Source organism: Pantoea sp. 18069 (assembly GCF_902706035.1).
Classification (GTDB): domain Bacteria; phylum Pseudomonadota; class Gammaproteobacteria; order Burkholderiales; family Burkholderiaceae_C; genus Comamonas.
On sequence record NZ_CACSJA010000028.1, the window covers coordinates 1 to 23,591 of the forward strand.

Here is a 23,591-nt window from a genome sequence, read left to right on the forward strand (position 1 = left end):
GCTATTTTCTTAACCCGGCCAATCACACAAAACGTGATCAGGTAAGGCCAAAAGCATCGGATGCTTCGCATCCGGCGCTCTACCTCCCCGGCATGAATGCCGAGGTTTCACGCGCACTCTGATGAAGATTTGCATGCAATGGTGCGCCGCCCTGGCGCTGGCCGCAGGGCTTGCCGGCTGCGCGGGCGGCAGTCCGGTGAATGAAGGCGCCAGCAGCCGCAGCGGCGTCACGGTGTTTGGCGATATCGATGTGGGTGTAAGCCGGGTGCGCTGAATGAAGACGCCATGTTGAATGCCTGGGCTTCGACGGGCGCGCCGAGCGAGGCTCAGCCCGAACGGATTTTTCGCCACGCCCTAAATCCCCGTTCGCCCTGAGCGGGGTAAGCGAGACAAAGTCTCGCCAGGCGTTATCAAGAAACAGCGGGGCTTGTCCATGAGGACAGGCCGTTCATGGTTCGACGGGCTCACCACGAACGGTTTTTACCCGCTCGCCCTGAGCCCTGAGCCCTGAGCCCGTCGAAGGGTCGAGGGGCCGGTATTTTGCGCCAAGGCCGTTGTTTATCGCTGTTCTCGAAGGGGCGAATATTGAACGTCCTCACCCCCCATGTGTGGCAATTTCACGCTCCACTTCCGCGTGAAGGGCCTTTTGCCGCGACGAAGGCGGCTTGTCCAGCAGGCTCGCCACCACGATGGCCAGCGTCGCCAAACCGAAGCCCGGCACCATCTCGTAGAGCTTGAACCACTGGTAGTGCTGCCAGACCAGCACCGTCACCGCGCCGACCACCATGCCCGCGAGCGCGCCGTTGCGCGTCATGCGCGGCCAGACCAGGCTCAGCAGCACCACCGGGCCGAACGCTGCGCCAAAACCGGCCCAGGCGTAGCTGACCATGCTCAGCACCCGGCTGTCCGGGTCCCGGGCGATCAGGATGGCGACCACGGTCACCGCAAACACCATGGCGCGGCCAAACCAGACCAGTTCGCGCTGGCCCGCGTTCTTGCGCAGGAAGGCCTTGTAGAGGTCTTGCGTGAGCGCGCTCGCGCAGACCAGCAACTGGCATGACAGCGTGCTCATGATTGCGGCCAGCACCGCGGCCAGCAGCATGCCGCTGATCCAGGGGTTGAACAGCAGCTTGGCGACTTCGAGGAACACGGTTTCGGCATTGGCGTTCACGTCCGCGGCGAGTTCCGGGCGCTGGCCGAAGAAGGCAATGCCGAAAAATCCCACCGCCACGGCGCCGCCCAGGCATAGCACCATCCAGGTCATGCCTATGCGCCTGGCGTTGGGAATGGTCTTGACCGACTCGGCGGCCATGAAGCGCACGAGGATGTGCGGCTGGCCGAAATAGCCCAGACCCCAGGCGAGCAGCGAGACGATGGCGATGGTGTCGAGCGAGGCCACCATGTCGAGCGCAGCCGGGCGCGCGGCTGCGATGGCCGCGTGGCTTGCGGCCACGCCGCCGTCGGCATGGATCACCATCAGCGGCGCGAGGATCAATGCGGTGATCATCAGCGAAGCCTGGATGGCGTCGGTCCAGCTCACGGCCAGGAAGCCGCCGACGAACACATAGGCCATCGTGGCAAAGGCGCCGACCCACAGCGCGATCCGGTAATCCATGCCGAACATGCTTTCGAACAGGCGCGCGCCCGCGACCACGCCCGACGCGCAGTAGATCGTGAAGAACACCAGGATGACCAGCGCCGTGACGATGCGCAGCAGATGGCTGCGGTCTTCGAAGCGGTTGGTGAAGTAGTCGGGCAGCGTCAGCGCATTGCCCACTTTCTCGGTATAGACGCGCAGCCGCGCCGCAACAAAGCGCCAGTTGAACCAGGCGCCCAGGCTCAGGCCGATCGCGATCCAGGACGCCGACAGGCCTGAAACGAACACCGCGCCGGGCAGGCCCATGAGCAGCCAGCCGCTCATGTCGGAAGCCCCGGCGGACAGGGCCGTGACCAGGCTGCCCAGACGGCGCCCGCCGAGGATGTAGTCCGACAGGTTGGCGGTGGCCCGGTAACCGAGCCAGCCGACGAGCAGCATGGCCAGCAGGTAGATGGCAAATGTGATGGTCGTGGGCAGATTCGCGGTCATGGCGTCTCCTTGATGGCAGAGGGTGGTGTTTGCGGGTGCTTGTTGATCGTAAGCACTCGCAAACCTCTCTCGCTGGCAGTGAATGCCGCGCACGCATGCCCTCTGTCACGGACCCCGCACCGTAGGCTGCACCTGTCTCTTGATGACGCATGGCGAGACTTCGTCTCGCTTACCCCGCTCCGGGCGAACGGTTAAAAATCCGTTCGCCCTACTGCCCATCCCCCGTCCACGGCTGCCCCACGCTGCCCGCCGTCAGCGGCAGCAGCGGTGTGCTTTCTTCTATCGGTTCCACAGGCATGGGCAGGCCCGTGGCCGGCACGACGGTGATGCGTTCGGCCGGCGTCTGCACTTCGGGCACGGGCGTCGGCGCCGGCGCCGCGCTGTCGGGCGGGGGCGCGGCACGCTTGCGCGGCGTGCCCGCAGCGGCGTCGGTCTCCGGCCTGGCCGGTGCCCACCAGCTGTCCCAGCGCGTGCGCAGTGCTTCGCCGAGCCCGCTCCACCAGCGGCTTTCCTCGGGCGCGGTGAATTTGGCGCGGCTGTCGATCACGCGGGCACGCAGCGCGCGCGCGGTCAGGTCGCCGACCATGGGCAGCGCGCTGCGTGCGCCCTGGCCCCAGTGGTCGTTGCGCAGGCTGATGCGGCCGTCGTTGAAACCGGCCCAGGCGCCAACCACCAGTTCGGGGTGCATGAGAATGAACCAGCCGTCGGCATTGCCCTGCGTGGTGCCGGTCTTGCCCGCGACGTCGGCGCGTATGCCATATTGCTGGCGAATCGCCCGCGCCGTGCCCTTGTCGATCACGCCGCGCAGCATGTCGACCAGCGTGTAGCTGAGCTGGCCGTCAAGCGCCTGCTCGGGTGCCGCCGGCGCGAATTCGGCGAGCAGCTCGCCGTCGCGGTTCTCGATGCGTGTGACCCACATCGGCTCCTGGTAGCGGCCACCATTGGCCAGCGTGCCATAGGCGCTGACCATTTCCTTGAGCGTGACCGGACTGCTGCCCAGCGCGAGCGCGGGCACGGGCGCGAGCGGGCTCTGGCGCACACCGAGCGCGCGCGCGAGTTGCACCACCTTGTTCACGCCGACTTCCTGCATCAGCGCGGCGGTGATGGTGTTCCTGGAATATGCCAGCGCGTCGGCCAGCGTCATGTCCTTGCCGCTGGGCGCGGCCGCATCGCTGGGGCGCCAGACTTCACCGCCCGCGAGCGCGATTTCCACCGCCTGGTCCGGGCGCGTGTCCTGCGCGTGCAGGCCTTGCTGCAGTGCGGCGCCATAGACGAAGGGCTTGAAGGTCGAGCCGGGCTGGCGGCGCGCCTGCTGCACATGGTCGAAACCATCGATCGCGAAATCGCGGCTGCCGACCCAGGCGCGCACCGCGCCCGTGCTCGGGTCCATGGCCAGCAGGCCGGCTTCGGGCCGCGTTTTCTGCGTGCGCAGCCGGCGCATGAAGGCCTTGTCCTTGAGCAGCGCCTGCAAGGCCTGTTCGGGCGCGAGCGCCGACTTGCGGTACTCGTCGGATTCGCGCACCAGCGCCTGCACCAGCGGGTTGTCGGCGTTCCAGCCGCTGCGCTGGTTCCAGCCCGCATCCGCTATGCCTTGCAGCGTGCGGCCGTGGCGCGCCACGGCCTGGTTGGCCCAGGCCTGGAGCTGCGCATCGAGCGTGGTGTGCACCACCAGGCCGTCGGTGTAGATGTTGTAGTCGTTCCTGTCGGCCCAGGCGATCAGCCATTTGCGCAGCTGCAGCGCGAAGTGGGGCGCGGGGCCGGCGGGCTGTTCCTGGCGCTCGAAGGCTATGCGCAGCGGCCGTTTCTTGAGCTGCGCGAACGTCGCCGCATCGAGTTCCTCGCGCTTGACCATCTGCGACAGCACCGTGTTGCGCCGCGCGAGCGAGCGTTCGGGGTTGAGCACCGGGTTGTAATAGCTCGTGCCCTTGAGCATGCCGACCAGCGTCGCCGATTCGAGCACGCTCAGCTGCTTGGCCGACTTGTCGAAGTAGGTGCGCGCCGCCATCTCGATGCCGTAGGCGTTGTAGAGGAACGGCACGGTGTTCAGATAGGTCTCGAGGATCTCGTCCTTGGTGTAGAGCGCCTCGATCTTGAACGCCGTGATCGCTTCCTTGAGCTTGCGCGTGAGCGTGGGCGCGCGGCCGATCTCGGCGGGATAGAGGTTGCGCGCGAGCTGCTGGGTGATGGTCGAGCCGCCTTGCCGGTCGCCGCCCAGCGTGTAGACCAGCGACGAGGCCGTGCGCCGCCAGTCGAGCCCGTGGTGCTGGTAGAAGCGGTGGTCTTCGGTGGCGATCAGCGCCTTGATCACCGAGGGGGAGATCTGGTCGAGCGCGACCCAGTCGCGGTTGCTGCGCTTGAATACCGCGATTTCCTTGCCGTCCTGGCTCAGGATCTGCGCCGGCTGCTCTAGCCTGGCCTTGCGGATGTCGCGTATGCCGGGCGTGAACGGAATCAGCACCAGCACATACAGCAGGGCCAGCATGGGCAGCGCGGCCAGGCCCCAGGCCCACTGCTGACGCGTGGGCCGGCGCAGTGCGGCCAGGCGTTCGCGTGCCGGCCAGAGGGGCCAGGCCTGGGCACGCTGCCATGCGGCCGCCACGCGGGCGGGCAGCTTCAAGTCATTCACGGAAAAGCGCACGGTGCTGAGCAGGCCAGGCTGCTGGGAATGCAAAGCGCGCAGTGTGGCTGAAAAAAGGCGAAGCTGCTTTGCCGCTGCCGGCCTGCCTCTGGCGGCGCCGCTTTGGCCCTGTGCGGCGTGGCGTTATGCGGGCGCTATCCAATCCGCGAGTTCTTCGGCGTGGCGCTGTTCCTGCTCCAGGATGGATTCGATCAGGCGGCGCGTGGTCGGGTCCTTGTCGCCGATCAGGGCGATCATCTGGCTGTAGGCCTCGATGGCCACGCGCTCGGCGATCAGGTTGGCGCGGATCATGGCCTGCAGTTCGCGCGCTGCGCTGTAGCTCGCGTGGCTGCGCTGGCTCAGCGTGTCGGGGTTGAAGTCGGGCTCGCCGCCGAGCTGCACGATGCGCCGCGCGAGCCAGTCGGCATGCTGGGCCTCGTCGTTGGCATGCACCAGGAACTCGCTGGCAATCGCCGGCGAGGCGAGCCCGACGGCGGTGAAATGGTGGCGCTTGTAGCGCAGCACGCAGATCCATTCGGTGGCCAGCGCGTCATTGAGCAGGGCTATGATTTCCTCGCGCCAGGGGCCGAAGTGCGGCGTGACGGCGCCCGCGTGCAGGTCGCTCTTGGCGGCCTCGATGCCGGCCTGGTCCAGCGCCAGGCGCTCGCGTTCCGCCGAGGTGGCAGCACTGGAGTGGTGCGACTTGGTGGCGCCGCGAGGCGCCGCGCTGGACTGCTTCATGGCCGGGTCTCCTCGCAGCAAGGCTGTGTCTCGAGATTAAAAGCGGGTGCGCTTGCCGTCTGTGGGAAAAGTGCGCGTTGCCAACCCTGAAAAAACCGCAATCCGGCCCCGAAAGACCCGGTCACAGCGCCCGGGCCGGGCACTGGGCGATACTCGAATGCCTGGGGCAAATGTCTTGCCCGCTGTCGGCAAGCCGACATGGCCCGAGGAGCGTGCGTGAAATCTGCGAGTGACAGTTGGTTCGACGAGGCGTATTACGAGCGCTACTATTTCGACAAGAAAACCAGCGTGGTCGACCCACAGCACATGGAGCGCCTGGGCAGTTTCGTCTGCAGCTACCTCAAGTACCTGCGCGTGCCGGTGCGGCGCGTGCTCGACGTGGGCTGCGGCATAGGCCTGTGGCGCGACATCATCGCGCGGCATTTCCCGCAGGCCACGTTCCATGGCGTCGAGTACAGCGCCTATCTGTGCGAGCGCTTCGGCTGGGAGCGCGGCTCGGTGGTCGACTACCGCGCGAGCGCGCCTTTCGATTTCGTCATCTGCCAGGGCGTTCTGCCCTATCTGAGCGCGGCCGACCTCAAGCGCGCGCTGCACAATTTCGCCTCCCTGAGCCAGGGCGCGCTGTATATCGAGGCCGTGTCGCACGAGGACTGGGAGCGCGACATCCTCGACGAGACGCTGACCGACCCGCGGCTGTTCCGCCACCGTGCCGACCTGTACCGGCGCGGTCTGTCGCAGGGCTTCACCGAGCTGGGCGGCGGCATCTGGCTGCACCGCGATGCCGAAGTGCCGCTGTTCGAACTCGAATGCGCGGCGCGCTGATGACCGGGGACGTCACGCCCCACGCGGTGTCGCGCCTGCGCAGCGCCCGCCTCGCGCGCAGCGTCAAGCCGTTCATGGCGCGCGGAGGCCCGCGCGGCGAGCGCTGTGCGGGCTGCCGGCTGCGTCCCAGCCACTGCCTGTGCGGATTGCGCCCTATGCAGCCCACGCGCGCGGGCGTGTGCCTGCTGATGGCCGATGTCGAGCCGCTCAAGCCCAGCAACACCGGCTGGCTCGTGGCCGACGTGGTGCAGGATACGTTTGCGTTTGGCTGGGCGCGCACCGAAGTCGACCCGGCGCTGCTGGCGCTGCTCGCCGATCCGCAGTGGCAGCCCTATGTGGTGTTTCCCGGCGAGTACGCGGCCGCCGAGCGCGTCGTGCAGGCGGTGCTGCCGGCTGCGGACTCGGGCAGGCGCCCGCTGTTCGTGCTGCTCGACGCGACCTGGCCCGAAGCGCGCAAGATGTTCCGCAAGAGCCCTTATCTCGACCGCTTCCCGGTGCTGAGCCTGCTGGCCGAGCAGGTTTCGCGCTACCGCCTGCGGCGCTCGACGCGCTCAGACCATTTCTGCACCGCCGAAGTCGCGGCGCTGTGCCTGGATCTGGGGGGCGACACGCGCGCCGCACAGACGCTCGAAGCCTATTTCGACGTGTTCACCCACCATTACCTGCAGGCCAAGCACCAGTTGCCGCCCGACCTGCAAAACGCCGCGCACCAGGCATTGCACGCGCTGAACGGGGCGGCGGCGCCGCCCTGAACGCCACGCGCTTTCACCCTGCCATGCGCTCGGGGCCTGGCCTTGCGGCACAATCACGCCCCTTGCGGTCAATGTGCGCCGCGCCTGCCCCCGCCACTTTTTAGCGACACCCCATGACCCAAGACAGCTCCTCCACGCCCGCCAACACGCCTGAGCCCATGTGCGCTTCCTGCGCCGGCATCCAGCAAAACTGGCGCCGCGCCAAAGGCCATGTCGAGCTGGCGCAGCATGGCAACCGCAAGGAAGAGCGCGCTTCGGGCCTGGTGACCGTCACGCGCTACCAGTGCGACCGCTGCGGCACGATCTGGGACTATGAGAACGACAAGCAGAATCTGCATGCGGGCTGGTCGGTAGTCAAGCGCTGAGAGCGTGAACACGTTCTGAGAGCGGCGGCCCGGGCGGTGGCAGCCGCATGCAGCGCGACGCGTTGCATCATTTTTCATTCGATACACATTCACCGGTTTGCGCGACCGGTGCGGGCAAAGTGCCAGCCTTTTCGCTGGCCCGGCCAACCTGCGGGTTCCTACTATTGCTTACATGCGTTGTAGGACTTTTTCCCTTGTGCGCCATTTTTGCGGCTATTAAATTTGCTAGCAAGGATATGAGATGGAACCGTGGTTAGAATGAAAAAACGCTGATCTCTTCAGCCGGCCAGGCGCTCACTCCGAGTGGGCATGTCATCGGTTGCAACGCTGTGCCACCGCCCTGCGGGCCGCAGCATTTGCAGGTCCTGCGCGCTGTGCGCAGAACCCCACCCCCGCTGTTCCGTCCTGTGCCGATACCTGCTGCGCTGGTTCCATCGACTGGAATCAACGCCGGCCAGGCGTGCCCATGTGCAGCCTGGCTGCCTGCATGCTCTTCCCTGGTGAATGATTCGGGCCAAGCCCGGATGGATGAAAGGTGCTTCCGGTTTGGCTTTGCAAGACTTCAAACTGCGCTACAACCCCGCGCTGGACGGGTTGCGCGGCGTGGCGATCGTGCTGGTGCTTCTGTCCCATGCGCATGTGCCGATGTTCGAGGGCGCTTTCCTGGGCGTCGATCTTTTCTTCGTCCTCAGCGGCTTCCTGATCACTTCGCTGCTGCTGCAGGAGTTCCAGGACAACGAGCGGCTCGATTACTGGCGCTTCTACCGGCGCCGCTTCTTCCGGCTGATGCCCGCGCTGCTGCTGTTTCTCGCGGCCTATTGCCTGATCGCGCCGCTGCTCTGGCCCGATCTCGATGACATTCACCAGGACGCGCTGGTCTCGGCGCTGTACCTTGCCGATTACGGCATCGCCTTCTTCGACAGCCCCGAAACGCTGCTGCACATGTGGTCGCTGTCCGTCGAGGAGCATTTCTACCTGATCTGGCCGCCGTTGCTGGTGCTGCTGCTGCGCAAGACGCCGGCGGGCAAGCTGTGGCGGACCATCCTGCTGCTGTGGGTGCTCAGCACGGTGTGGCGCCTGTTCTGGGTCAGCCAGGGGCAGCATTTCTATGAGATCTTCTTTCGCTTCGACACCCGTGCTTCGGGTCTGCTGGCCGGCAGTCTGCTGGCGGCACTGGTGATAGAGAAACCGGTCTGGATCCAGGCGCTGCAAAAGCGCATGCCCCATGTCATGTGGCTGCCGCTGGCGATTCCGCTGCTGATGCGTCTCGAGTGGGACAACCAGGCCGTGATGGTCTGGGGCCTGACGGTGGTCGAATGCGCGGCACTGGTGCTGCTGGTCGCGGTGCAGCAGCAGCGCGGGCTGGTCTACGAAATGTTCAGGGCGCCGGCGCTGGTGCACCTGGGCCGGCTGTCCTACGGGGTCTACCTCTGGCACTATCCGGTCGTGCGCTATCTGCGCGCCGAGTATTCATGGCCCGTGGTCGTGGTCGCGGGCCTGACGATCTCGGTCGCGCTGTCGGCGCTGTCGTTCTACACGATCGAACGCTGGGCCATGCGCTGGCGTGACCGGCCAAAGCGCGTTGCCGAGGAGAACCCCGTTCCGGCAACGGCCGCATAGGCCTGGGGCCAGGCGCGGCCCCTGCGACTGGCGTGTGCCGGCGCAGGGCTTCCAACTAGAAACCTGCGCCCGGCTGCGCAAGGTAGTCCTGCTCGGCGGGCGTGCTGGGCCGGTCCAGGATGGGGTTGCGGTGCGGAAAGCGGCCGAAACGCGTGATCACTTCCTGGTGCTTGAGCGCGTAGTCGAGCGTGCCCGCAAAGAAGCCGCGCAGTTCGGGCGCGGCGAGTTCATGCAGCTTGCCGAACGCGGCCACGCTCTGCGCCTGCAGCGGCCCGTCTTCGGCGTGCTCGAGCGGCAGATAGCAGAAGATGCGTGCCACGCTGGGCACGCCGGGGTCGACGTCGTGGCCCGCAAGAATGCCGTCGAGTGCAAATTGCAGCGCCTGGGTGTCGCCCGCGAAGCTTTTGGGCGTGCCGCGAAACAGGTTGCGCGTGAACTGGTCGAGCAGCAGGATCAGCGCCAGCCGCCCGCGTGCGGTCTCGGCCCAGCCATCGAGCGAGCCCGACAGTGCCTCTTCGACCAGCGGGCCGAAGCGCGCGCCGATCTCGGCATCGGTGTCCGCGGACTTGGTGAACCACAGCGACTGGCGCGTGAGCGCATCGGCATCCGTCGGCTCGGCGGCGCCCAGCCAGTAGGTCAGCAGTTCGGCTATGCGCGGGTCGTTGCCTGCGGGCAGGGCGGTGGAAGATGCGTCAGGCATGGGCGGTTTTCCAGAAGCGACAGGGCCTTCCATTGTGCCGGGCCGCGCAGGCCGGGCCGCCCAGGTGGTGTTTCCGGAAAACGAAAAAGCGCCCGTTGCCGGGCGCCATGCGTAATGCCGGGCAGTGTCAGAACGAGTGGGTCACGCCCACGCTGACGCCGCTGGCGCGCTGCTTGTTGCCCGCGCCCTGGTAGTTGCCCTTCCACTTGGTGGTGTCCATTTCGAGGTAGAGCTTGGTGCGGCGCGACAGGCTGTAGTCGACAAAGCCGATCAGGCGCGTGAAGCCGTCCTTGTTCAGGCCGGTGCGCTCGCGGTCGACCTTGTAATAGCCGCCGTTGAGGCTCCACTGGCTGTTGAAGGCGTAGTTGGCGCCGAAGGACAGCACCTTGTTGGTGGTCTGCGTGGTGGTGCTGGTATCGCCCTGGTTGCGGCCGTAGTTGAGCATCAGGCGCAGGTTGCCGGTCTTCCAGCTGCCGCCTATGGTGGCCGCGTCCAGCTCCAGTCCGTTGGCATCGTGGAACTGCGTGTAGGCGCTCGTCAGCGCGAGGTCGCCGACCGCGTAGTTCAGGCCCAGGCCCCTGGAGTCCTGGCGGGTGCTGGACACGGCGGATTCGCCGAAGCTGTACATCGCGCGCGCCGTCAGGCCGCCGAAGGTGCCCGAGTACTTGATCGAGTTGTTGACGCGGTTGGACGCGCCGCTGTTGTTGGTCGCGCCGTATTCGATGCCCAGGCGGTGGCCGGTCAGGCCCGTGACCTGGATGTTGGGGTTCAGGCCCGCGAAGCGCATGCCGATGGGGTCGGAGACGACCACCGAATCCGCGACCAGCGTGTTCTGGCGACCGGCGGTCACCGCGCCCCAGTTGCCGGCCAGACCGAGCACGGCGGCGCGATCGAAGAAGCCGGCGGCCGAGCCGGAAGTGCCGGAATCCACGCCCAGCGTGGATTCGAGGTTGAAAGTGGCTTTCAAGCCGCCGCCCAGATCTTCCTGGCCACGCAGGCCCCAGCGGCTGGTGGGGCCGACGCCACTGTTGACGACCGTGGTGTTCTCCGGCGTACCTGCATAGCCGGCGGTCAGGCCGCTTTGCGTGCGCACGGCGGCGTCCAGGATGCCGTACACCGTGACGCTGCTTTGCGCCATGGCGGGCATGGTCGCGCCTAGCGCCAACAGGGCGAGTGCTGAAATTTTGTGCATGTCTTGTCTCCTTGATGTAATTTTGGGTAACAACGAGGCTGGAGTTTGTCGGGATTTTGGGGTGTGAGTTAGGCCTATTTGGTATAGCTGATATGTCGACTCGGATTGGTTTGTTTTTTGCCACGGCGAAAATTCCGCGTGAACAAAGGCGGGAGCTGGAAGATAAAGCCCAAAATCATCGAGAAGAAATGCGTTTTTTGTGTGAAAACTAGGGTTTTCACTTGTGGGGGAATTGTCCATTCCTGGGAATGCAAGCCCAATAATGCAGGGCATACGCTATGCGCTTTCGTTATATCTGCGAAGGCGCCCTCGGCAGGCCCCTCACGTAGCGGGACGCCGTACGCATTCATCCACTCAACGGACAGACCGCTATGAAATTCAAGCAGTTGCTCGGCGCCCTGGTGGCGACCGCACTTTTCACGCCGCTGGCTTTTGCCCAGAACTTCCCGACCAAGGCGGTGCGCATCGTGGTGCCGTTCGGCGCGGGCGGCGTGGCCGACGTGACCGCGCGCGTCGTGGCGCAGAAGATGGCCGAATCCCTGGGCCAGGCCGTGGTGATCGAGAACAAGCCGGGCGCGGGCGGCATCGTCGCGGGCGACGCCGTTGCCAAGGCCGAGCCCGATGGCCATACCTTGCTGCTGATGTCCAACGGCACAGCCGTGAGCGAAGGCCTGTTCAAGGCCCTGCCCTTCAAGACGCTGCAGGACTTTGCGCCGATCTCCACGCTCGGCTATTTCGATCTGGCCGTGGTCACCGGCGCGAACTCGCGCTTCCAGACGTTTGGCGAGTTGCTGGCTTTTGCCAAGGCCAACCCCGGCCGGCTGAACCTGGGCTCGATCAATGTGGGCAGCACCCAGCATCTGACGGCCGAAATGTTCAAGTCGGCCGCAGGCGTGGATGTGCAGATCATTCCTTTCAACGGCACGCCCGCCGTGGTCACCGCGCTGCGCGGCGGCCAGATCGACGCGGCCGTGGAAATCGTCGCTCCGGTGCTCACGCAGATCCAGTCCAAGGCGCTGCGCGCACTGGCCGTGACCAGCGACAAGCGCGCCGCCGTGCTGCCCGACGTGCCCACCACCAAGGAGGCCGGCCTGCCCGGCTATGTGGCGCGCAGCTGGAATGGCCTGGCCGCGCCCGCCAAGACGCCGGCGCCGGTCATTGCCCGGCTCAACCAGGTGATCGTCGACGCGTTGAATTCCCCCGACGTGAAGAAAAAGCTCCACGACCTGAATGTCGATGCCCAGCCCAGCACCCCGCAGGAGGCTTCGGCGCTGCTCGCGTCGGAAGTCAAGCGCTGGGGCGATGTGATCAAGACCGCCAAAATCCCTGCGCAATAAACGCATGCCGCGCCGCCTGTGAGGCGCGCGCGCAGCAGGCTACCGATCTGCCTTGCCCCCCGTGGGGCCGGCAGATTTTTTATTGCCTGTGTGTGGTGGGAACTTTGCGCGTGTTTTCTGCACGAAAACCCATGGCCGGTCGAGCCTCCCGCGCAGCGGGAGCGCTATCCTTGCCGGTTTTCGTCGCTTTTCTCACGGGTTTTGTTCGCCATGCTTCGCCGCCGTTTCCTGCTCAGTTCCCTGGTGTCCACCACACTGCTGTCCACCGCCTGTTCTGGCAAGTCGCTGCCGCGCCATGTGATCGTTTCCGCCGAGAAGCTCCAGCAGGCCGTGGCCCAGCGGTTTCCGCGGCCCTATCCGGTGGCGGGGCTGCTGCAGTTGCAACTGCAGGCGCCGCAACTGCAGTTGCTGTCCCAGGTCGACCTGATCAAGGCGCAGTTCACGGCCCATCTTTCGGGCCCGGTGCTCAAGCAGGGCTACGACGGCCGCATGGAGGCGGATTTCGGCCTGCGCTACGAAGCGTCGGATCGCACGGTGCGCGCGCAGCGCGTCAAGGTCCACAGCCTCGCGCTCGACGGCCTGCCGCCGGCGCTGACCGAGATGCTCAACACCTACGGCAGCTCGATCGCCGAGCAGGCGCTGGGCGACATGGTGCTCTACCAGATGCAGGCAAAGGACACGGCGCTGATGGACGCGCTCGACATGCAGCCCGGCCTGATGCGCGTCACGACCCAGGGCCTGGAGATCGCGCTCGACCGCAAGCCGCAGGCACGTTGAAGGCGGCGTAACATGGGCCCGGGGGCTGCCAGGCCGGTGCCGGCAGTCGTTTGTCCACTGCAATCGAGCCTTGACGCCTATGACCGATCTGTCCGCTTTCCCGATCACCCGCAAATGGCCGCCGCAGCATCCCGAGCGCCTTCAGCTGTACTCGTTGCCCACGCCCAATGGCGTCAAGGTGTCGATCATGCTCGAGGAGACCGGCCTGGCCTATGAGCCGCACACCGTGCGCTTCCAGAACCAGGACCAGCTCTCGCCCGCTTTCCTGTCGCTGAACCCGAACAACAAGATCCCGGCCATCCTCGACCCGCACGGCCCGGGCGGCAAGCCGCTGGCGCTGTTCGAATCGGGCGCGATCCTGATCTACCTGGCCGAGAAGACCGGGCAGTTCATGCCGCTCGATGCGGGCGCGCGCTATGAGACGCTGCAGTGGCTGATGTTCCAGATGGGCGGCGTGGGCCCGATGTTCGGCCAGCTCGGATTCTTCCACCGCTTCGCCGGCAAGGAATACGAAGACAAGCGTCCGCGCGACCGCTATGCGGCCGAGGTGCAGCGCCTGCTGCAGGTGCTGGACCAGCGCCTCGAAGGCCGCGACTGGATCATGGGCCGCGACTACACCATTGCCGACATGGCCATCCTGCCCTGGGTGCGCAACCTGGTGGGCTTCTACGAGGCCGCGGACCTCGTCGGCTGGGAGCGCTACGGCCAGCTGCGCCGCGTGCTCGAGAAATGGCTAGCACGCCCGGCCGTCCAGCGCGGGCTGGAGATTCCGGCGCGCTGAGAACGTGAACACGTTCTGAGGGACACACCGTCCCATCGGTGGGCCTTCCCTTTGCGGCTTGCGGTCGCATGTAATGGCGTACCTTTGCGTTTTGCCTGGGGCGCGACTGCTGCTCCGCCGCAGGCCCGCCCTTCCAAGGAGTCCCCATGAGCACCGCCACCCAACCCGTTCTCCAGGCCCAGCCGCTGGGGCCTCTGTGGCCCACGCTAGACCCGTTTCTGTTCTGCGCCCACCATGACGACAGCTACCCGGCCGGCGACGGCCGGATGGGCGTGCAGGCGGTCGAATTCGAAGGCCGGCAGATGGGCAGCGATTTCAGCCGCAAGGACGGCTGGAGCATGTACCACGGCGACAGCGTGCCCGGCTTTCCCGGCCACCCGCACCGGGGTTTCGAGACCGTCACGCTGGTGCGCAAGGGCCTGATCGACCATGCGGATTCGCTGGGCGCCGCGGCGCGCTTCGGTCGCGGCGACGTGCAGTGGCTCACGGCGGGCCGGGGCGTGGTGCATTCGGAGATGTTCCCGCTGCTGAACACCGACCAGCCCAATCCGCTCGAACTGTTCCAGATCTGGCTGAACCTGCCCGCGGCCTCGAAGATGGTCGCGCCGCACTTCACGATGTTCTGGGACGAGCGCATTCCGCGCCTGGTGCACACCGATGCGCAGGCTAAGCGCACCACGGTGACCGTGGTCGCGGGCGCGCTCGAGGGCGCCGATCCGGCGCTCGCACCGCCGCCCGAATCCTGGGCCGCGCAGGACGCGTCCGACCTGGCCATCTGGACGCTGCAGCTCGAGCCCGGCGCGTCCTGGACGCTGCCCGCGGCGCGCGGTGCGGGTACGCGCCGCATGCTGTACTTCTTCGCGGGCGAGCGGCTGCAGATCGGCAATCAGCTGGCCGACGCGCATGCCGCGCTCGAACTCGTCGCGGGCCAGGACTGGCAACTGGTCAACGCCGGCAGCACGCCGGTCGAATGCCTGCTGCTGCAAGGCCGGCCGCTGGGCGAGCCGGTGGCGCAATACGGGCCGTTCGTGATGAACACCCAGCAGGAAATCATGCAGGCGCTGCAGGATTACCGCAGCACCCAGTTCGGCGGCTGGCCCTGGCCCGCGCAGGACCCGGTGCATGGCAGCACGCCGCGCCGGTTCGCGCGCTACCCGGGCCGGACCGAGGATGAACTGCCGCCGGCCCGCGCCGGCGAATGAGAAGGGCTGTCCCCGGGCGGCTGCGCCACGGCGCGCCGCAATCGGGGACAATGCCAGCGCCGGGCTGGACGCAGCCCTTTGAATGGACACTTTTCACATGAACATCAGCAAAGATACCGCGGTCACCATCCACTACACGATCACCGATGCGCAGGGCAAGCGCCTCGACGACGGCGACGTGGCCTATCTGCATGGCGGCTACGACAACCTGTTCGCCAAGGTCGAAGAGGCGTTGGAAGGCAAGGCCGTGGGCGCCACGCTGACCGTGGACCTGGCGGTGGAAGATGCGTTTGGCGCGCGCGACGAAAGCCTCAAGCGCAGCATTCCCAAGGCCGAATTCCCGCCGGGCGTGAAAGTCGGCGGCCAGCTGCGCGGCAGCAACGACCAGGGCGAGCCGCAGATCTACCACGTGGTGAAGATCAAGGGCCCTGAGGTGCTGCTCGACGGCAACCATCCGCTGGCCGGCATGGCGCTGCGTTTCACCTGCAAGGTCAACGAAGTGCGCGCCGCGACGGCCGAGGAAATCACCCACCGCCATGTGCATGGCGGCCATGGCCACCACCATTGATGGGCGGCTGCCGCTGAGCCGTTGAGCCTGCCCCGGCGGCCCCGTCGAAGGATGTACGGGCGCTTCAGCGCCGTCTTAGCAATGCCCTCTTGAGCAGCCGTGCGGCGCGGTCGCGGATCTGGAACGGGCTGTGGCCCGGGAAGGGGAAGGTGCGGCTGCGGCTGCAGGCCTGCAGGAAGTCATTGAGCAGCGCCGAATCGTCGAGCGTGCTGCCGTCGGCGCTGCGGAATTCGGGGTGCCACTGCGTGGCCGCGATGTAGCCGCCCGCATGCCGCGGGTCGCGCCGTATGGCTTCGGGAATGTGGTCCGGAATGCTCCAGGCCTCGACCGCAAAGCCCGGTGCGATCTGCTTGATGCCCTGGTGGTGGATGCTGTTGACGCGCGCACGCTGCTGGCCCGGGTACAGCTGGGCCAGGCGCGAGCCCGTGACCAGCCCGATGTCGTGGGCGTGGCGGTCGTATTCCTTGGCATCGCGGTGCACCTGCGCGCCCGGCACCTGGGTCAGAAGGTCCTGGTAGAGCGTGCCGCCGAAAGCCACGTTGATCAGTTGCAGGCCGCGGCAGACGCCGAAGATCGGCTTGCCCGCCTGGGAGAAGGCTTCGACCAGCGCCAGGTCGTACAGATCGCGCACGCGGTCGCCCAGCCATTCGGGGCGCAGCGGCTCTTCGCCGTAGGTGCCGGGCCAGACATCGGCGCCGCCGTGCATCACCACGCCATCGAGCCATTCGGCATAGTGGGCCAGCGTCACGTCGCCGCGCGCGGTCTCGCCCGTGGGGCAGGGCACCATCACCACCATCGCGCCCGCGGACATGATCCAGTGGGCAATCGATTGCTCGACGTATTGCAGGGTCTTGCCGGTGAACAGGGAGCGTTCCTGGTCGGCGTGCGAAAAGCAGGCCGAGAGTCCGATTTTGAGGCGTCGCGAAGCAGGCTGGGACATGGCTTGGAAGCTGGTGCGGGGCAAAAGCGCCGGGTCGCTGCGTATGGGGTCGATTATGGCGCTGGCTTGCGCGCCGCCCAACCTCGACCATTGTGCGCGCAGCCGGCGCCCAGGCGGGTATTCATTCATTACCAGATGTCAGGACAATGACGCGGGCCCCGTTTGGGGCTAGGATGGGTGCTGAACCAACCAGGCCAAAGGAGACAGGCATGCAAATCCAGGTGCACACGGACAACCTCGTTGCAGGGGGCGAATCTCTGTCGAAATGGGTGCAGAGCGAGCTCCAGACGCGCTTGACGCGTTTCAAGGAGTACATCACGAGGGTGGAAGTCTTTCTGTCCGACACCGATGCGCGCAAGACCCAGGGCGGCCTCAAGCGCTGCGTACTCGAGACCCGGGTCAATGGCCGCCAGCCGATCGCGGTGAACGCCGAAGCCGAGAAAATGGCCGATGCAGTGACTGGTGCGACGGACAAGCTGATGCGCGCGGTCGAAGCCGATCTGGGCCGCCTCAAGGACAAGAATGGTCGCGAAACCATTCGCACCCAGGAGCCATCCGACGAAGTCTGATCCTTCCAGCCGGCCACTGCGGCCGGATTCCCCCAGCAAAAGGGCGCCGAGGCGCCCTTTTGCTTGCGCCCGGCAAGCTATGCGGCGGTCAGCGCGCCGGCCCGGGTCAGCTTGTCGGCCACGAGCAGTTGCTGCATTTGCGCCTGCCCCATGATGCCCAGGCTTTCGGCGACTTCGGCGATGGTGCGGCCGCTGGCGATCGCGGCCTTGGCAATTGCGGCCGATTGCTCGTAGCCGATCAGCGGGTTCAGCGCCGTCACCAGGGTCACCGATTCGGCGATGCGCGTGGCCAGCAGGGCCTCGTTGGCGGTGATGCCTTCGACGCAGTTCACCTGCAGCGTATGGCAGGCGCGTGCCAGGTGCGTGAGGCTCTTGTGAAGCGCCCAGCCCATCAGCGGCTCGAAGGCATTGAGCTGCAGCTGGCCGGCTTCCGCGGCCATGGTGATGGCCACGTCGTTGCCTATGACTTCAAAACAGACCTGGTTCATCACTTCGGGAATCACCGGGTTGACCTTGCCCGGCATGATGGACGAGCCGGCTTGGCGCGCAGGCAGCCGGATGTCGGCGATGCCGGCCTGCGGGCCCGAGGACAGCAGGCGCAGGTCGTTGCTGATCTTCGACAGCTTGCTGGCGATGCGCTTGAGGATGCCCGAGATATCGACGAAGGCGCCGGTATCGGCCGTGGCCGCGATCAGGTTCGCAGCCTGGGTCACGGGCACGCCCGAGAGTTCGGCGAGCTTGGGAATGACCACATCGACATAGCCCACGGGCGCGTTGATGCCGGTGCCGATGGCGGTGCCGCCGAGGTTGACTTCGGTCATCAGGTACGCGGATTCGCGCAGGCGTTTTTCGTCGTCGGCAATCATCGCGGCAAAGACGGCGAACTCCTGGCCCAGCGTCATCGGCACGGCGTCTTGTAGTTGTGTGCGGCCGATCTTGAGCAAGGGAGCGAATTCGTCGGCCTTGGCCTGGAACGCACCGCGCAGCGCGGCCAGGGCGGCGAGCAGGTGCTGGATGCCGAACCAGGTCGCGAGCTTGAGCGCGGTCGGGTAGGCATCGTTGGTGCTTTGCGAGGCGTTGACGTGGTCGTTCGGATGCAGCACGTCGTAGCGGCCTTTGGGCAATCCCAGGTGCTCTAGCGCACGGTTGGCGATCACCTCGTTGGCGTTCATGTTCGTGGAGGTGCCGGCGCCGCCCTGGATCACATCGACCACAAACTGGTCGTGCAGCTGCCCGGCGATCAGGTCGTCACAGGCTTGGGCGATGGCGTGGGCTTGGGGTTCTTGAATGGCGCCCAGGGCCAGGTTGGCGTGGGCTGCGGCCTTCTTGACGAATGCGAAGGCGCGAATGAGTTCCGGCATGTGGGCCACGCTGTGGCCGGTGATGGGAAAGTTCTCTACCGCGCGTGCGGTGTGGACTCCCCAGTAGGCGTCGGGAGGAATGGTTTTGATGCCGATGAAGTCGTGTTCTTGACGCATGGATCTGCTTTCAGAAGGAAAAAGTACACACAGGACGTGCAAACGCCGCCTTGCAGGAAGGCGGCGTTTGCGGGGGGCAGGCCGGGGAAATGGGGCGCGTAGCCCGCTTTCCGACCTGCGGGCATTATCCGTCGGTGCGCGCATGGATTGCACCTGTTTGGTGCATAACCTCGTGAAATAGACCCGGCGCCGCTTCAGCCGGCGCGCAGCCGGCCTTCGAGCGCGGGCGCCTGCAGCGGCGCCAGCGGCGAAGCCACATGCCCAAAGCGGCTTGCGCCCTCGGGCCCGGCCTGCCAGTCGGCCAGGGCCTGGGCGATTTCCTCCTGCGTGCGGCCGACGAAGTTCCACCACACCAGCACGTCCTCGTGCATGGGCGCGCCGCCGACCAGCAGCAGGCGCGTGGCGGGCGTGCACTGCAGCGCGAGCGTGCTGCGGCCCGCGGGCAGGAACAGCAATTCATCGGGCGCGGCTGCCATGCCATCGACCACGACGGCGCCGGTGAGTGCGAGCACCGCGTATTCGAAATCGGCGCGCAGCGCGAGTTCGGTCGTGACCGGGCCAGGCGCATCCGCGCGCAGGCTCAGGTCGAGCGCGACCAGCGGGCTGTGCACCTGCACCGGCGAGACCGCGCCCAGCGCTTCGCCCGCGAGCACGCAGATCTCCAGGCCGTCCTGCGTGCAGCGCGGCACGTCGGGATAGTGCTGAAAGCGCGGCGGCATGTCGCGCTCGTCGCCCGGCAGCGCGATCCACAGCTGGGCCGCATGCATGCGCGGACTGCCCAGGCTTTCCTCGGAGTGGGCGATGCCGCGGCCGGCGGTCATCAGATTGATCTGGCCCGGGCGGATGACCTGCTCCGAGCCCAGGCTGTCGCGGTGCAGCACTTCGCCTTCGATCATCCAGGTGAAAGTCTGCAGGCCGATGTGCGGGTGCGGGCCGACCTGCAGGCTGCGGTCGCCGTGCTGCACCGACGGGCCCAGGTGGTCGAGAAAGCACCAGGCACCGACCTTGCGCAGCGCGCGCTGCGGCACGGCGCGGTGCACGGGAATGCCGCCGACATCGGCCAGGCGGGTCGATAGCAGCTCGGGAGCAGAGGATGGGGCGGACATGGGCGTTCTCCTTCAGGTGGGGTCGGTCAGTTCGGTGGCAATGCGCACTTCGCCCGTGAGCAGCTTGTGCACGGGGCAGGCCTCGGCGATCTGCAGCAGGCGGGTCCGCTGGCTGTCGTCGAGCGGGCCTTCGAGCGTGATGCTGCGTGCGACATCATTGCCGCTCGCGGGCTTGCCGCCGGGGTTGAGCTGCAGCGCGATGTGCACCGCCTGCAGCGGCCATTGCTTGCGCTGGGCATACATCTGCAGCGTGACCGTGGTGCATGCGCCCAGCGCCGACAGCAGCAACTGCATGGGGCTAGGGGCGGTATCGCCACCGCCGAGCGAGGGCGGTTCGTCCGCGTGCCAGCTGTGACCCGCGGGGTCGGTCAGCGTGACGCGGTAGGGCAGGGGGGTGCTGGCGGCATATGCGCTATCGGCCATGGAGAAGCTTTCTTTCAGGCAAGGCGCGGCCTTGCGAACGTTGCAGGGGCAGCCTCAAGCATAGCCTGCTGCCAGGGGCCGCAAAAAAGCGTCCCGCTGACAGGCAGCGTCACGCAAACGCGTTAAATTAGCTGTCGCATCCATTTTCGGGCCCGTGCCTGCTGCTGCGCTTGCCGGGCCCGCCACCTTCTGGTGCCAGGACAGTCGTGGCGCGGTCGGACCCGGCGCCTTTCACCCCTTTCAGGAGATTTACATGACCACACCCACTACTGCGCCTTGCACCGCTTTGCCCGAGCATTTCCAGGCCCGCATCCAGGGTCATGTGCAGCACCGCGTCGGTGATGGCGCCCTCGAAGACATCCCCGTGGGCCAGACGGTTCAGGTCGATACCGCGATCGCCAGCATGGTGCTGTCGTGGGAGTCCGAAGGCCAGCCCGTGACGGTCACGCTGGCCAAGGAAGAGTTCGAACTGTATGTGTCCAACGGCGCGATCGAACTGCAAGGCGCAGGCGAGGGCACGGCTGCGGCATCTGCATGAAGTGACTCCCCATGCCCGCACTCGCTGAAAGCCCCGCAAGGGGCTTTTTGCCGCCGGGCCAAGGCAAAACGCAATGGGGGGCATTGCCCGCCAGGCAGCTACGGCACCAGCCGAGCAAGCTTTTTTCGCCTGATGGGTCGGCCTGCGGGACAGGCGCAGGGGCCGTTCTCCGACAGACCTCGCGCAATGCGATGACTAGAGTGGGAGCTTCACCCGTCCACCAGGAGATGCACATGGCCGACAACACCCATCCACGCGAAACCCTTTGGAAACTGGTCAAGGGGATTCGTTTCGCGATGATCACCCACCGCCACGAGGACGGCAGCTTGCAGGCCTGTCCCATGACCATGGCCAATAAAGAAGGCATGGACGAGCATGTGAATTTCTATTTCCTGCTGGACAAGAAGATCGACCTCGCGCATTGCGTGACCCGCGATGCCAATATCCAGATCAGCTTTGCCGACCCGGGCGAAGACAGCTATGTATCGGTCAGCAGCACCGCCCGTCTGAGCGAAGACCGGGTACTCAAGGAAAAGCTCTGGTCGACGGCCGCCAAGGCCTGGTTCCCCGGTGGCGTTGATGACCCCGACCTCGTCGTGCTGGTCGCCCCTGTGACTTTGGCCGAGTACTGGGACGTCAAGGAAAACAAGCTGGTCCAGCTCTACAAGATCGCCAAGGCTGCGGTCACGGGCGAAGAGCCCAAGGGCATGGGCGAGCACAAGACCATTCGGTTGTGACTTGCCCAAGAGCGGCCCGGCATCAATCTACAGCCAAGCACCATGCAGCAGCGGCTTAATTCCCGGGCCGGATGCCGTCATAAGCGTCCTGCAGCAACGTGCGCAATGCTGTCCGCTCCAGCAGGCGGGGGTTGGGGTATGGGGTCTGCAGCGCGATGTCGCAGGCGCGGTCGAGGTCTTCGGCGCGCATCCCGAGCGCGCGCAGCGCAGTAGGCGCACCGTGGGCGTGAGCCAGGTCGAATACGCCCTGTGCTGCATTGGCGCTGCCCAGCGCTGCGGCGATGCGCGCCATCGCGTGCGGCGCGGCTGACGCGTTGTAGGCCAGCGCGTGTGGCAGCACCACGGTATGCACTTCGGCGTGCGGCAGGTTGAAGCTGCCGCCCAACGTGTGGCAGAGCTTGTGGTGCAGCGCCATGCCAACACTTCCCAGTACGGTGCCGCAGAGCCACGCGCCATAGAGCGCATCTTTGCGTGCCTGCTCCAGCGCGTCGTCGGTGCCGGCATGGATTGCGGGAATCGCCCGCGCCAGCGCCCGGATGCCTTCTTGTGCCATCAGGTCCATTACTGGATTGCCGTCGCGGGCATAGAGACCCTCGGCCGCATGGGCGATCGCATTGATGCCGCTGGTCACGCTGAGCGCGGCGGGCAGCGCCATGCTCAGCGCCGGATCGTAGATGACGGTGCGCGGCAGCACGCGCACATCATTGCCGGTTTTCTTGAGGCCGGCTTCGGTAATGCCGTAGATCGGCGTCATTTCCGAGCCCGCGTAGGTGGTGGGCACGGCGACCACCGGTAGTCCGGAGTCGAGCGCGATCGCCTTGCCCAGCCCTATGGTGGAGCCGCCACCGACCGCGATGGCGCAGTCGGCGCCAAGTGCGTGCGCCATCTGCCGGGCATGGCGCACGGTTTCGATCGGTACGTGCATGACGGCCTGGTCGTACACGCCCGCCACGCGGGGCGGGCCCAGTAACGCTGCGACCTGTTCGGCCTGGGCGCGCTGCGCTGGCGTACAGAGTATGAGTGCGCGGTTCAGACCCAGCGCATCGAGCTCTGCGCCCAGCTGGGCGAGGCTGCCAGTTCCGAAGACCACGCGTTGTGCGCGGCTGTTGTAGATGAAAGAGGTCATAAGGGTGTGTGGACTCGGCGCCTTACTCAGAGACGATCTTGCGGCTCTGGATCAGTTGGCCCCAGCGCTGGGACTCTGCACTGACCAGCTGGTTCATCTGTTCGGGGTCGCCGGCCACCACCTCGAAGCCGGCCTCGTTCATGCGCTGAACAACAGCCGGGTCACGCAGTGTGGCCGTAACAGCGCCTGCGAGACGACCGCGCACGTCGGCCGGCATCCGGGTTGGCGCGATCATGCCGACCCACGAATAGATCTCGAAGCCCGGGTAGCTTTCCGCGATGGCGGGCACCTTGGGCAGCGTAGGGATGCGCGCGGGCGCAGTCACCGCCAGGGCACGCAGCTTGCCGCTCTGGATGTGCGGCAGCACCAGTGGCAGACTCGCGATGATCGAGTCCACATGGCCGCCGAGCAGGTCCGAGATGGCTGGTCCGCCGCCCTTGTAGGGAATGTGAGTGCCTTGCGTGCCTGCAGTCTGGTGAAACAGCTCGGCCGCGAGGTGGTTGGAACTGCCTGCTCCCACCGACGCAAAGGAGATGCCGCCCGCCTTGGACGCCTGCACGTAGTCCTGCAGCGTCCTGAAGGCTGCCTTCTCGGGCACGGCCAGCACCATGGGCGAACGGACCATGTAGGAAACGCCGGTCAGATCCTTGCCGGGTGCGTAGGGCAGGTGCGGATACATGTGCTGTTCGGTCGCGTAGGAATCGAACACCATGCCGACCGTATAGCCATCGGGAGTGGCCTTGGTCACTGCCGCAGTGCCGATGGTGCCACCTGCGCCACCACGATTTTCGACAATGACGGGTTGGCCGAGCTGGCCGCCCAGCACCTGCTGGATCTGGCGCGCCACCCGGTCCACCGTGCCGCCGGCAGCGAACGGCACGATGATGGTCACCGGCTTGGCCGGATAGCTCTGCGCCAGCGCGGGCGCCGCCACCAAAAGGGCCAGGGCGGTGCCCAGCAGCGCACGGCGAACCGTTGCCTGGGGTGCGGGCCTGTGCCCGGTTTTCTTGTCGGATGGGGTCATTTCGCTTGTCTCCGGTTATTGCGCCTGGGAAACCTGGGGGCGCTTTCTTTTGCGTACGCCGCTAAAATCAAGCGGTACAGAATGATATGC

24 protein-coding genes are annotated in these 23,591 nt (G+C 66.3%); 13 read left to right on the top strand and 11 right to left on the bottom strand.

Annotated elements, in window-relative coordinates; genetic code table 11:
• Positions 1-121 precede the first annotated feature (121 nt).
• On the top strand, positions 122-274 hold the full coding sequence (locus tag GVL12_RS26345) for a hypothetical protein (RefSeq protein WP_200843906.1): 153 nt from the start codon (positions 122-124) through the stop codon (positions 272-274).
• 321 nt (positions 275-595) lie between these two features.
• On the opposite strand, the gene putP is transcribed toward GVL12_RS26345, so the two are convergent.
• The 3 genes from putP to GVL12_RS18970 all read right to left on the bottom strand — a co-directional run bounded on the left by putP (position 596) and on the right by GVL12_RS18970 (position 5,444).
• Complete coding sequence (gene putP, locus GVL12_RS18960) at positions 596-2,086, bottom strand: sodium/proline symporter PutP (RefSeq protein WP_159916982.1); 1,491 nt, start codon at positions 2,084-2,086, stop codon at positions 596-598.
• Between the two features lie 208 nt (positions 2,087-2,294).
• Positions 2,295-4,712 (bottom strand): transglycosylase domain-containing protein, encoded by a 2,418-nt coding sequence (locus GVL12_RS18965; protein WP_200843907.1) that lies wholly within the window; start codon positions 4,710-4,712, stop codon positions 2,295-2,297.
• A 135-nt stretch (positions 4,713-4,847) separates the two neighbouring features.
• The gene (locus tag GVL12_RS18970) at positions 4,848-5,444 is read right to left on the bottom strand and encodes a bacterioferritin (protein ID WP_159916986.1); all 597 of its coding nucleotides are present in this window, start codon (positions 5,442-5,444) and stop codon (positions 4,848-4,850) included.
• Between the two features lie 216 nt (positions 5,445-5,660).
• On the opposite strand from GVL12_RS18970, the gene GVL12_RS18975 reads away from it, so the two are divergent.
• From GVL12_RS18975 to GVL12_RS18990, 4 genes are all read left to right on the top strand, one after another.
• Positions 5,661-6,266, top strand: coding sequence for a trans-aconitate 2-methyltransferase (locus GVL12_RS18975; RefSeq protein WP_159916988.1), 606 nt, complete (start codon positions 5,661-5,663; stop codon positions 6,264-6,266).
• The gene (locus GVL12_RS18980; protein WP_235033915.1) at positions 6,251-7,018 is read left to right on the top strand and encodes a tRNA-uridine aminocarboxypropyltransferase; all 768 of its coding nucleotides are present in this window, start codon (positions 6,251-6,253) and stop codon (positions 7,016-7,018) included. The genes GVL12_RS18975 and GVL12_RS18980 overlap by 16 nt, the downstream gene beginning before the upstream one ends.
• A 113-nt stretch (positions 7,019-7,131) precedes the next feature.
• Positions 7,132-7,383 (top strand): hypothetical protein, encoded by a 252-nt coding sequence (locus tag GVL12_RS18985; protein WP_159916992.1) that lies wholly within the window; start codon positions 7,132-7,134, stop codon positions 7,381-7,383.
• Between the two features lie 546 nt (positions 7,384-7,929).
• Entirely contained in the window at positions 7,930-9,003 is a 1,074-nt protein-coding gene (locus GVL12_RS18990) for an acyltransferase (protein WP_200843908.1), read from the top strand.
• A gap of 55 nt (positions 9,004-9,058) precedes the next feature.
• On the opposite strand, the gene GVL12_RS18995 is transcribed toward GVL12_RS18990, so the two are convergent.
• Positions 9,059-9,703 carry a DUF924 family protein gene (locus tag GVL12_RS18995; protein WP_159916996.1) on the bottom strand — a complete coding sequence of 215 codons (645 nt, stop codon included), beginning with the start codon at positions 9,701-9,703 and terminating at the stop codon, positions 9,059-9,061.
• Positions 9,704-9,830: 127 nt separating this feature from the next.
• The gene (locus GVL12_RS19000) at positions 9,831-10,895 is read right to left on the bottom strand and encodes a porin (RefSeq protein ID WP_159916998.1); all 1,065 of its coding nucleotides are present in this window, start codon (positions 10,893-10,895) and stop codon (positions 9,831-9,833) included.
• A gap of 371 nt (positions 10,896-11,266) precedes the next feature.
• Here GVL12_RS19000 and GVL12_RS19005 point away from each other — a divergent pair, with 371 nt between their 5' ends.
• The 5 genes from GVL12_RS19005 (at position 11,267) to GVL12_RS19025 (ending at position 15,560) form a co-directional block, all read left to right on the top strand.
• Complete coding sequence (locus GVL12_RS19005) at positions 11,267-12,232, top strand: tripartite tricarboxylate transporter substrate binding protein (protein WP_159917000.1); 966 nt, start codon at positions 11,267-11,269, stop codon at positions 12,230-12,232.
• Between the two features lie 210 nt (positions 12,233-12,442).
• Positions 12,443-13,009, top strand: coding sequence for a hypothetical protein (locus GVL12_RS19010; protein ID WP_200843909.1), 567 nt, complete (start codon positions 12,443-12,445; stop codon positions 13,007-13,009).
• A 79-nt stretch (positions 13,010-13,088) separates the two neighbouring features.
• On the top strand, positions 13,089-13,790 hold the full coding sequence (locus tag GVL12_RS19015; protein WP_159917002.1) for a glutathione S-transferase N-terminal domain-containing protein: 702 nt from the start codon (positions 13,089-13,091) through the stop codon (positions 13,788-13,790).
• A 146-nt stretch (positions 13,791-13,936) separates the two neighbouring features.
• Entirely contained in the window at positions 13,937-14,992 is a 1,056-nt protein-coding gene (locus GVL12_RS19020; RefSeq protein WP_159917004.1) for a pirin family protein, read from the top strand.
• Between the two features lie 97 nt (positions 14,993-15,089).
• On the top strand, positions 15,090-15,560 hold the full coding sequence (locus GVL12_RS19025) for a peptidylprolyl isomerase (RefSeq protein WP_159917006.1): 471 nt from the start codon (positions 15,090-15,092) through the stop codon (positions 15,558-15,560).
• Positions 15,561-15,624: 64 nt separating this feature from the next.
• Here GVL12_RS19025 and GVL12_RS19030 read toward each other — a convergent pair whose 3' ends face one another.
• Positions 15,625-16,500, bottom strand: coding sequence for a gamma-glutamyl-gamma-aminobutyrate hydrolase family protein (locus tag GVL12_RS19030; RefSeq protein WP_159917008.1), 876 nt, complete (start codon positions 16,498-16,500; stop codon positions 15,625-15,627).
• 209 nt (positions 16,501-16,709) lie between these two features.
• Here GVL12_RS19030 and GVL12_RS19035 point away from each other — a divergent pair, with 209 nt between their 5' ends.
• On the top strand, positions 16,710-17,069 hold the full coding sequence (locus tag GVL12_RS19035; protein WP_159917010.1) for an HPF/RaiA family ribosome-associated protein: 360 nt from the start codon (positions 16,710-16,712) through the stop codon (positions 17,067-17,069).
• 77 nt (positions 17,070-17,146) lie between these two features.
• On the opposite strand, the gene GVL12_RS19040 is transcribed toward GVL12_RS19035, so the two are convergent.
• From GVL12_RS19040 to GVL12_RS19050, 3 genes are all read right to left on the bottom strand, one after another.
• Positions 17,147-18,547, bottom strand: coding sequence for an aspartate ammonia-lyase (locus GVL12_RS19040; RefSeq protein ID WP_159917012.1), 1,401 nt, complete (start codon positions 18,545-18,547; stop codon positions 17,147-17,149).
• A gap of 194 nt (positions 18,548-18,741) precedes the next feature.
• The gene (locus tag GVL12_RS19045; protein WP_159917014.1) at positions 18,742-19,653 is read right to left on the bottom strand and encodes a pirin family protein; all 912 of its coding nucleotides are present in this window, start codon (positions 19,651-19,653) and stop codon (positions 18,742-18,744) included.
• A 12-nt stretch (positions 19,654-19,665) separates the two neighbouring features.
• Positions 19,666-20,076 carry an OsmC family protein gene (locus GVL12_RS19050; protein ID WP_159917016.1) on the bottom strand — a complete coding sequence of 137 codons (411 nt, stop codon included), beginning with the start codon at positions 20,074-20,076 and terminating at the stop codon, positions 19,666-19,668.
• A 253-nt stretch (positions 20,077-20,329) separates the two neighbouring features.
• Between GVL12_RS19050 and GVL12_RS19055 the strand changes: the two genes are divergently transcribed.
• Both GVL12_RS19055 and GVL12_RS19060 read left to right on the top strand, forming a co-directional pair.
• Positions 20,330-20,614, top strand: a complete 285-nt coding sequence (locus GVL12_RS19055; RefSeq protein WP_159917018.1) for a hypothetical protein — start codon at positions 20,330-20,332, stop codon at positions 20,612-20,614.
• A 233-nt stretch (positions 20,615-20,847) separates the two neighbouring features.
• Positions 20,848-21,351, top strand: coding sequence for a pyridoxamine 5'-phosphate oxidase family protein (locus GVL12_RS19060; RefSeq protein ID WP_159917020.1), 504 nt, complete (start codon positions 20,848-20,850; stop codon positions 21,349-21,351).
• A gap of 55 nt (positions 21,352-21,406) precedes the next feature.
• Here the strand turns inward: GVL12_RS19060 and GVL12_RS19065 are convergent, their stop codons facing one another.
• Both GVL12_RS19065 and GVL12_RS19070 read right to left on the bottom strand, forming a co-directional pair.
• Complete coding sequence (locus tag GVL12_RS19065; RefSeq protein ID WP_159917022.1) at positions 21,407-22,477, bottom strand: maleylacetate reductase; 1,071 nt, start codon at positions 22,475-22,477, stop codon at positions 21,407-21,409.
• Positions 22,478-22,499: 22 nt separating this feature from the next.
• Entirely contained in the window at positions 22,500-23,501 is a 1,002-nt protein-coding gene (locus GVL12_RS19070; RefSeq protein WP_159917024.1) for a tripartite tricarboxylate transporter substrate binding protein, read from the bottom strand.
• Positions 23,502-23,591 lie beyond the last annotated feature (90 nt).

Coding starts and splice junctions, on each gene's coding strand:
- GVL12_RS26345 (WP_200843906.1), top strand. CDS start 122: ATGAAGATTTGCATGCAATGGTGCGCCGCCCTGGCGCTGGCCGCAGGG.
- putP (WP_159916982.1), bottom strand. CDS start 2,086: ATGACCGCGAATCTGCCCACGACCATCACATTTGCCATCTACCTGCTG.
- GVL12_RS18970 (WP_159916986.1), bottom strand. CDS start 5,444: ATGAAGCAGTCCAGCGCGGCGCCTCGCGGCGCCACCAAGTCGCACCAC.
- GVL12_RS18980 (WP_235033915.1), top strand. CDS start 6,251: ATGCGCGGCGCGCTGATGACCGGGGACGTCACGCCCCACGCGGTGTCG.
- GVL12_RS18985 (WP_159916992.1), top strand. CDS start 7,132: ATGACCCAAGACAGCTCCTCCACGCCCGCCAACACGCCTGAGCCCATG.
- GVL12_RS18995 (WP_159916996.1), bottom strand. CDS start 9,703: ATGCCTGACGCATCTTCCACCGCCCTGCCCGCAGGCAACGACCCGCGC.
- GVL12_RS19000 (WP_159916998.1), bottom strand. CDS start 10,895: ATGCACAAAATTTCAGCACTCGCCCTGTTGGCGCTAGGCGCGACCATG.
- GVL12_RS19005 (WP_159917000.1), top strand. CDS start 11,267: ATGAAATTCAAGCAGTTGCTCGGCGCCCTGGTGGCGACCGCACTTTTC.
- GVL12_RS19010 (WP_200843909.1), top strand. CDS start 12,443: ATGCTTCGCCGCCGTTTCCTGCTCAGTTCCCTGGTGTCCACCACACTG.
- GVL12_RS19015 (WP_159917002.1), top strand. CDS start 13,089: ATGACCGATCTGTCCGCTTTCCCGATCACCCGCAAATGGCCGCCGCAG.
- GVL12_RS19020 (WP_159917004.1), top strand. CDS start 13,937: ATGAGCACCGCCACCCAACCCGTTCTCCAGGCCCAGCCGCTGGGGCCT.
- GVL12_RS19025 (WP_159917006.1), top strand. CDS start 15,090: ATGAACATCAGCAAAGATACCGCGGTCACCATCCACTACACGATCACC.
- GVL12_RS19030 (WP_159917008.1), bottom strand. CDS start 16,500: ATGTCCCAGCCTGCTTCGCGACGCCTCAAAATCGGACTCTCGGCCTGC.
- GVL12_RS19035 (WP_159917010.1), top strand. CDS start 16,710: ATGCAAATCCAGGTGCACACGGACAACCTCGTTGCAGGGGGCGAATCT.
- GVL12_RS19040 (WP_159917012.1), bottom strand. CDS start 18,547: ATGCGTCAAGAACACGACTTCATCGGCATCAAAACCATTCCTCCCGAC.
- GVL12_RS19045 (WP_159917014.1), bottom strand. CDS start 19,653: ATGTCCGCCCCATCCTCTGCTCCCGAGCTGCTATCGACCCGCCTGGCC.
- GVL12_RS19050 (WP_159917016.1), bottom strand. CDS start 20,076: ATGGCCGATAGCGCATATGCCGCCAGCACCCCCCTGCCCTACCGCGTC.
- GVL12_RS19055 (WP_159917018.1), top strand. CDS start 20,330: ATGACCACACCCACTACTGCGCCTTGCACCGCTTTGCCCGAGCATTTC.
- GVL12_RS19060 (WP_159917020.1), top strand. CDS start 20,848: ATGGCCGACAACACCCATCCACGCGAAACCCTTTGGAAACTGGTCAAG.
- GVL12_RS19065 (WP_159917022.1), bottom strand. CDS start 22,477: ATGACCTCTTTCATCTACAACAGCCGCGCACAACGCGTGGTCTTCGGA.
- GVL12_RS19070 (WP_159917024.1), bottom strand. CDS start 23,501: ATGACCCCATCCGACAAGAAAACCGGGCACAGGCCCGCACCCCAGGCA.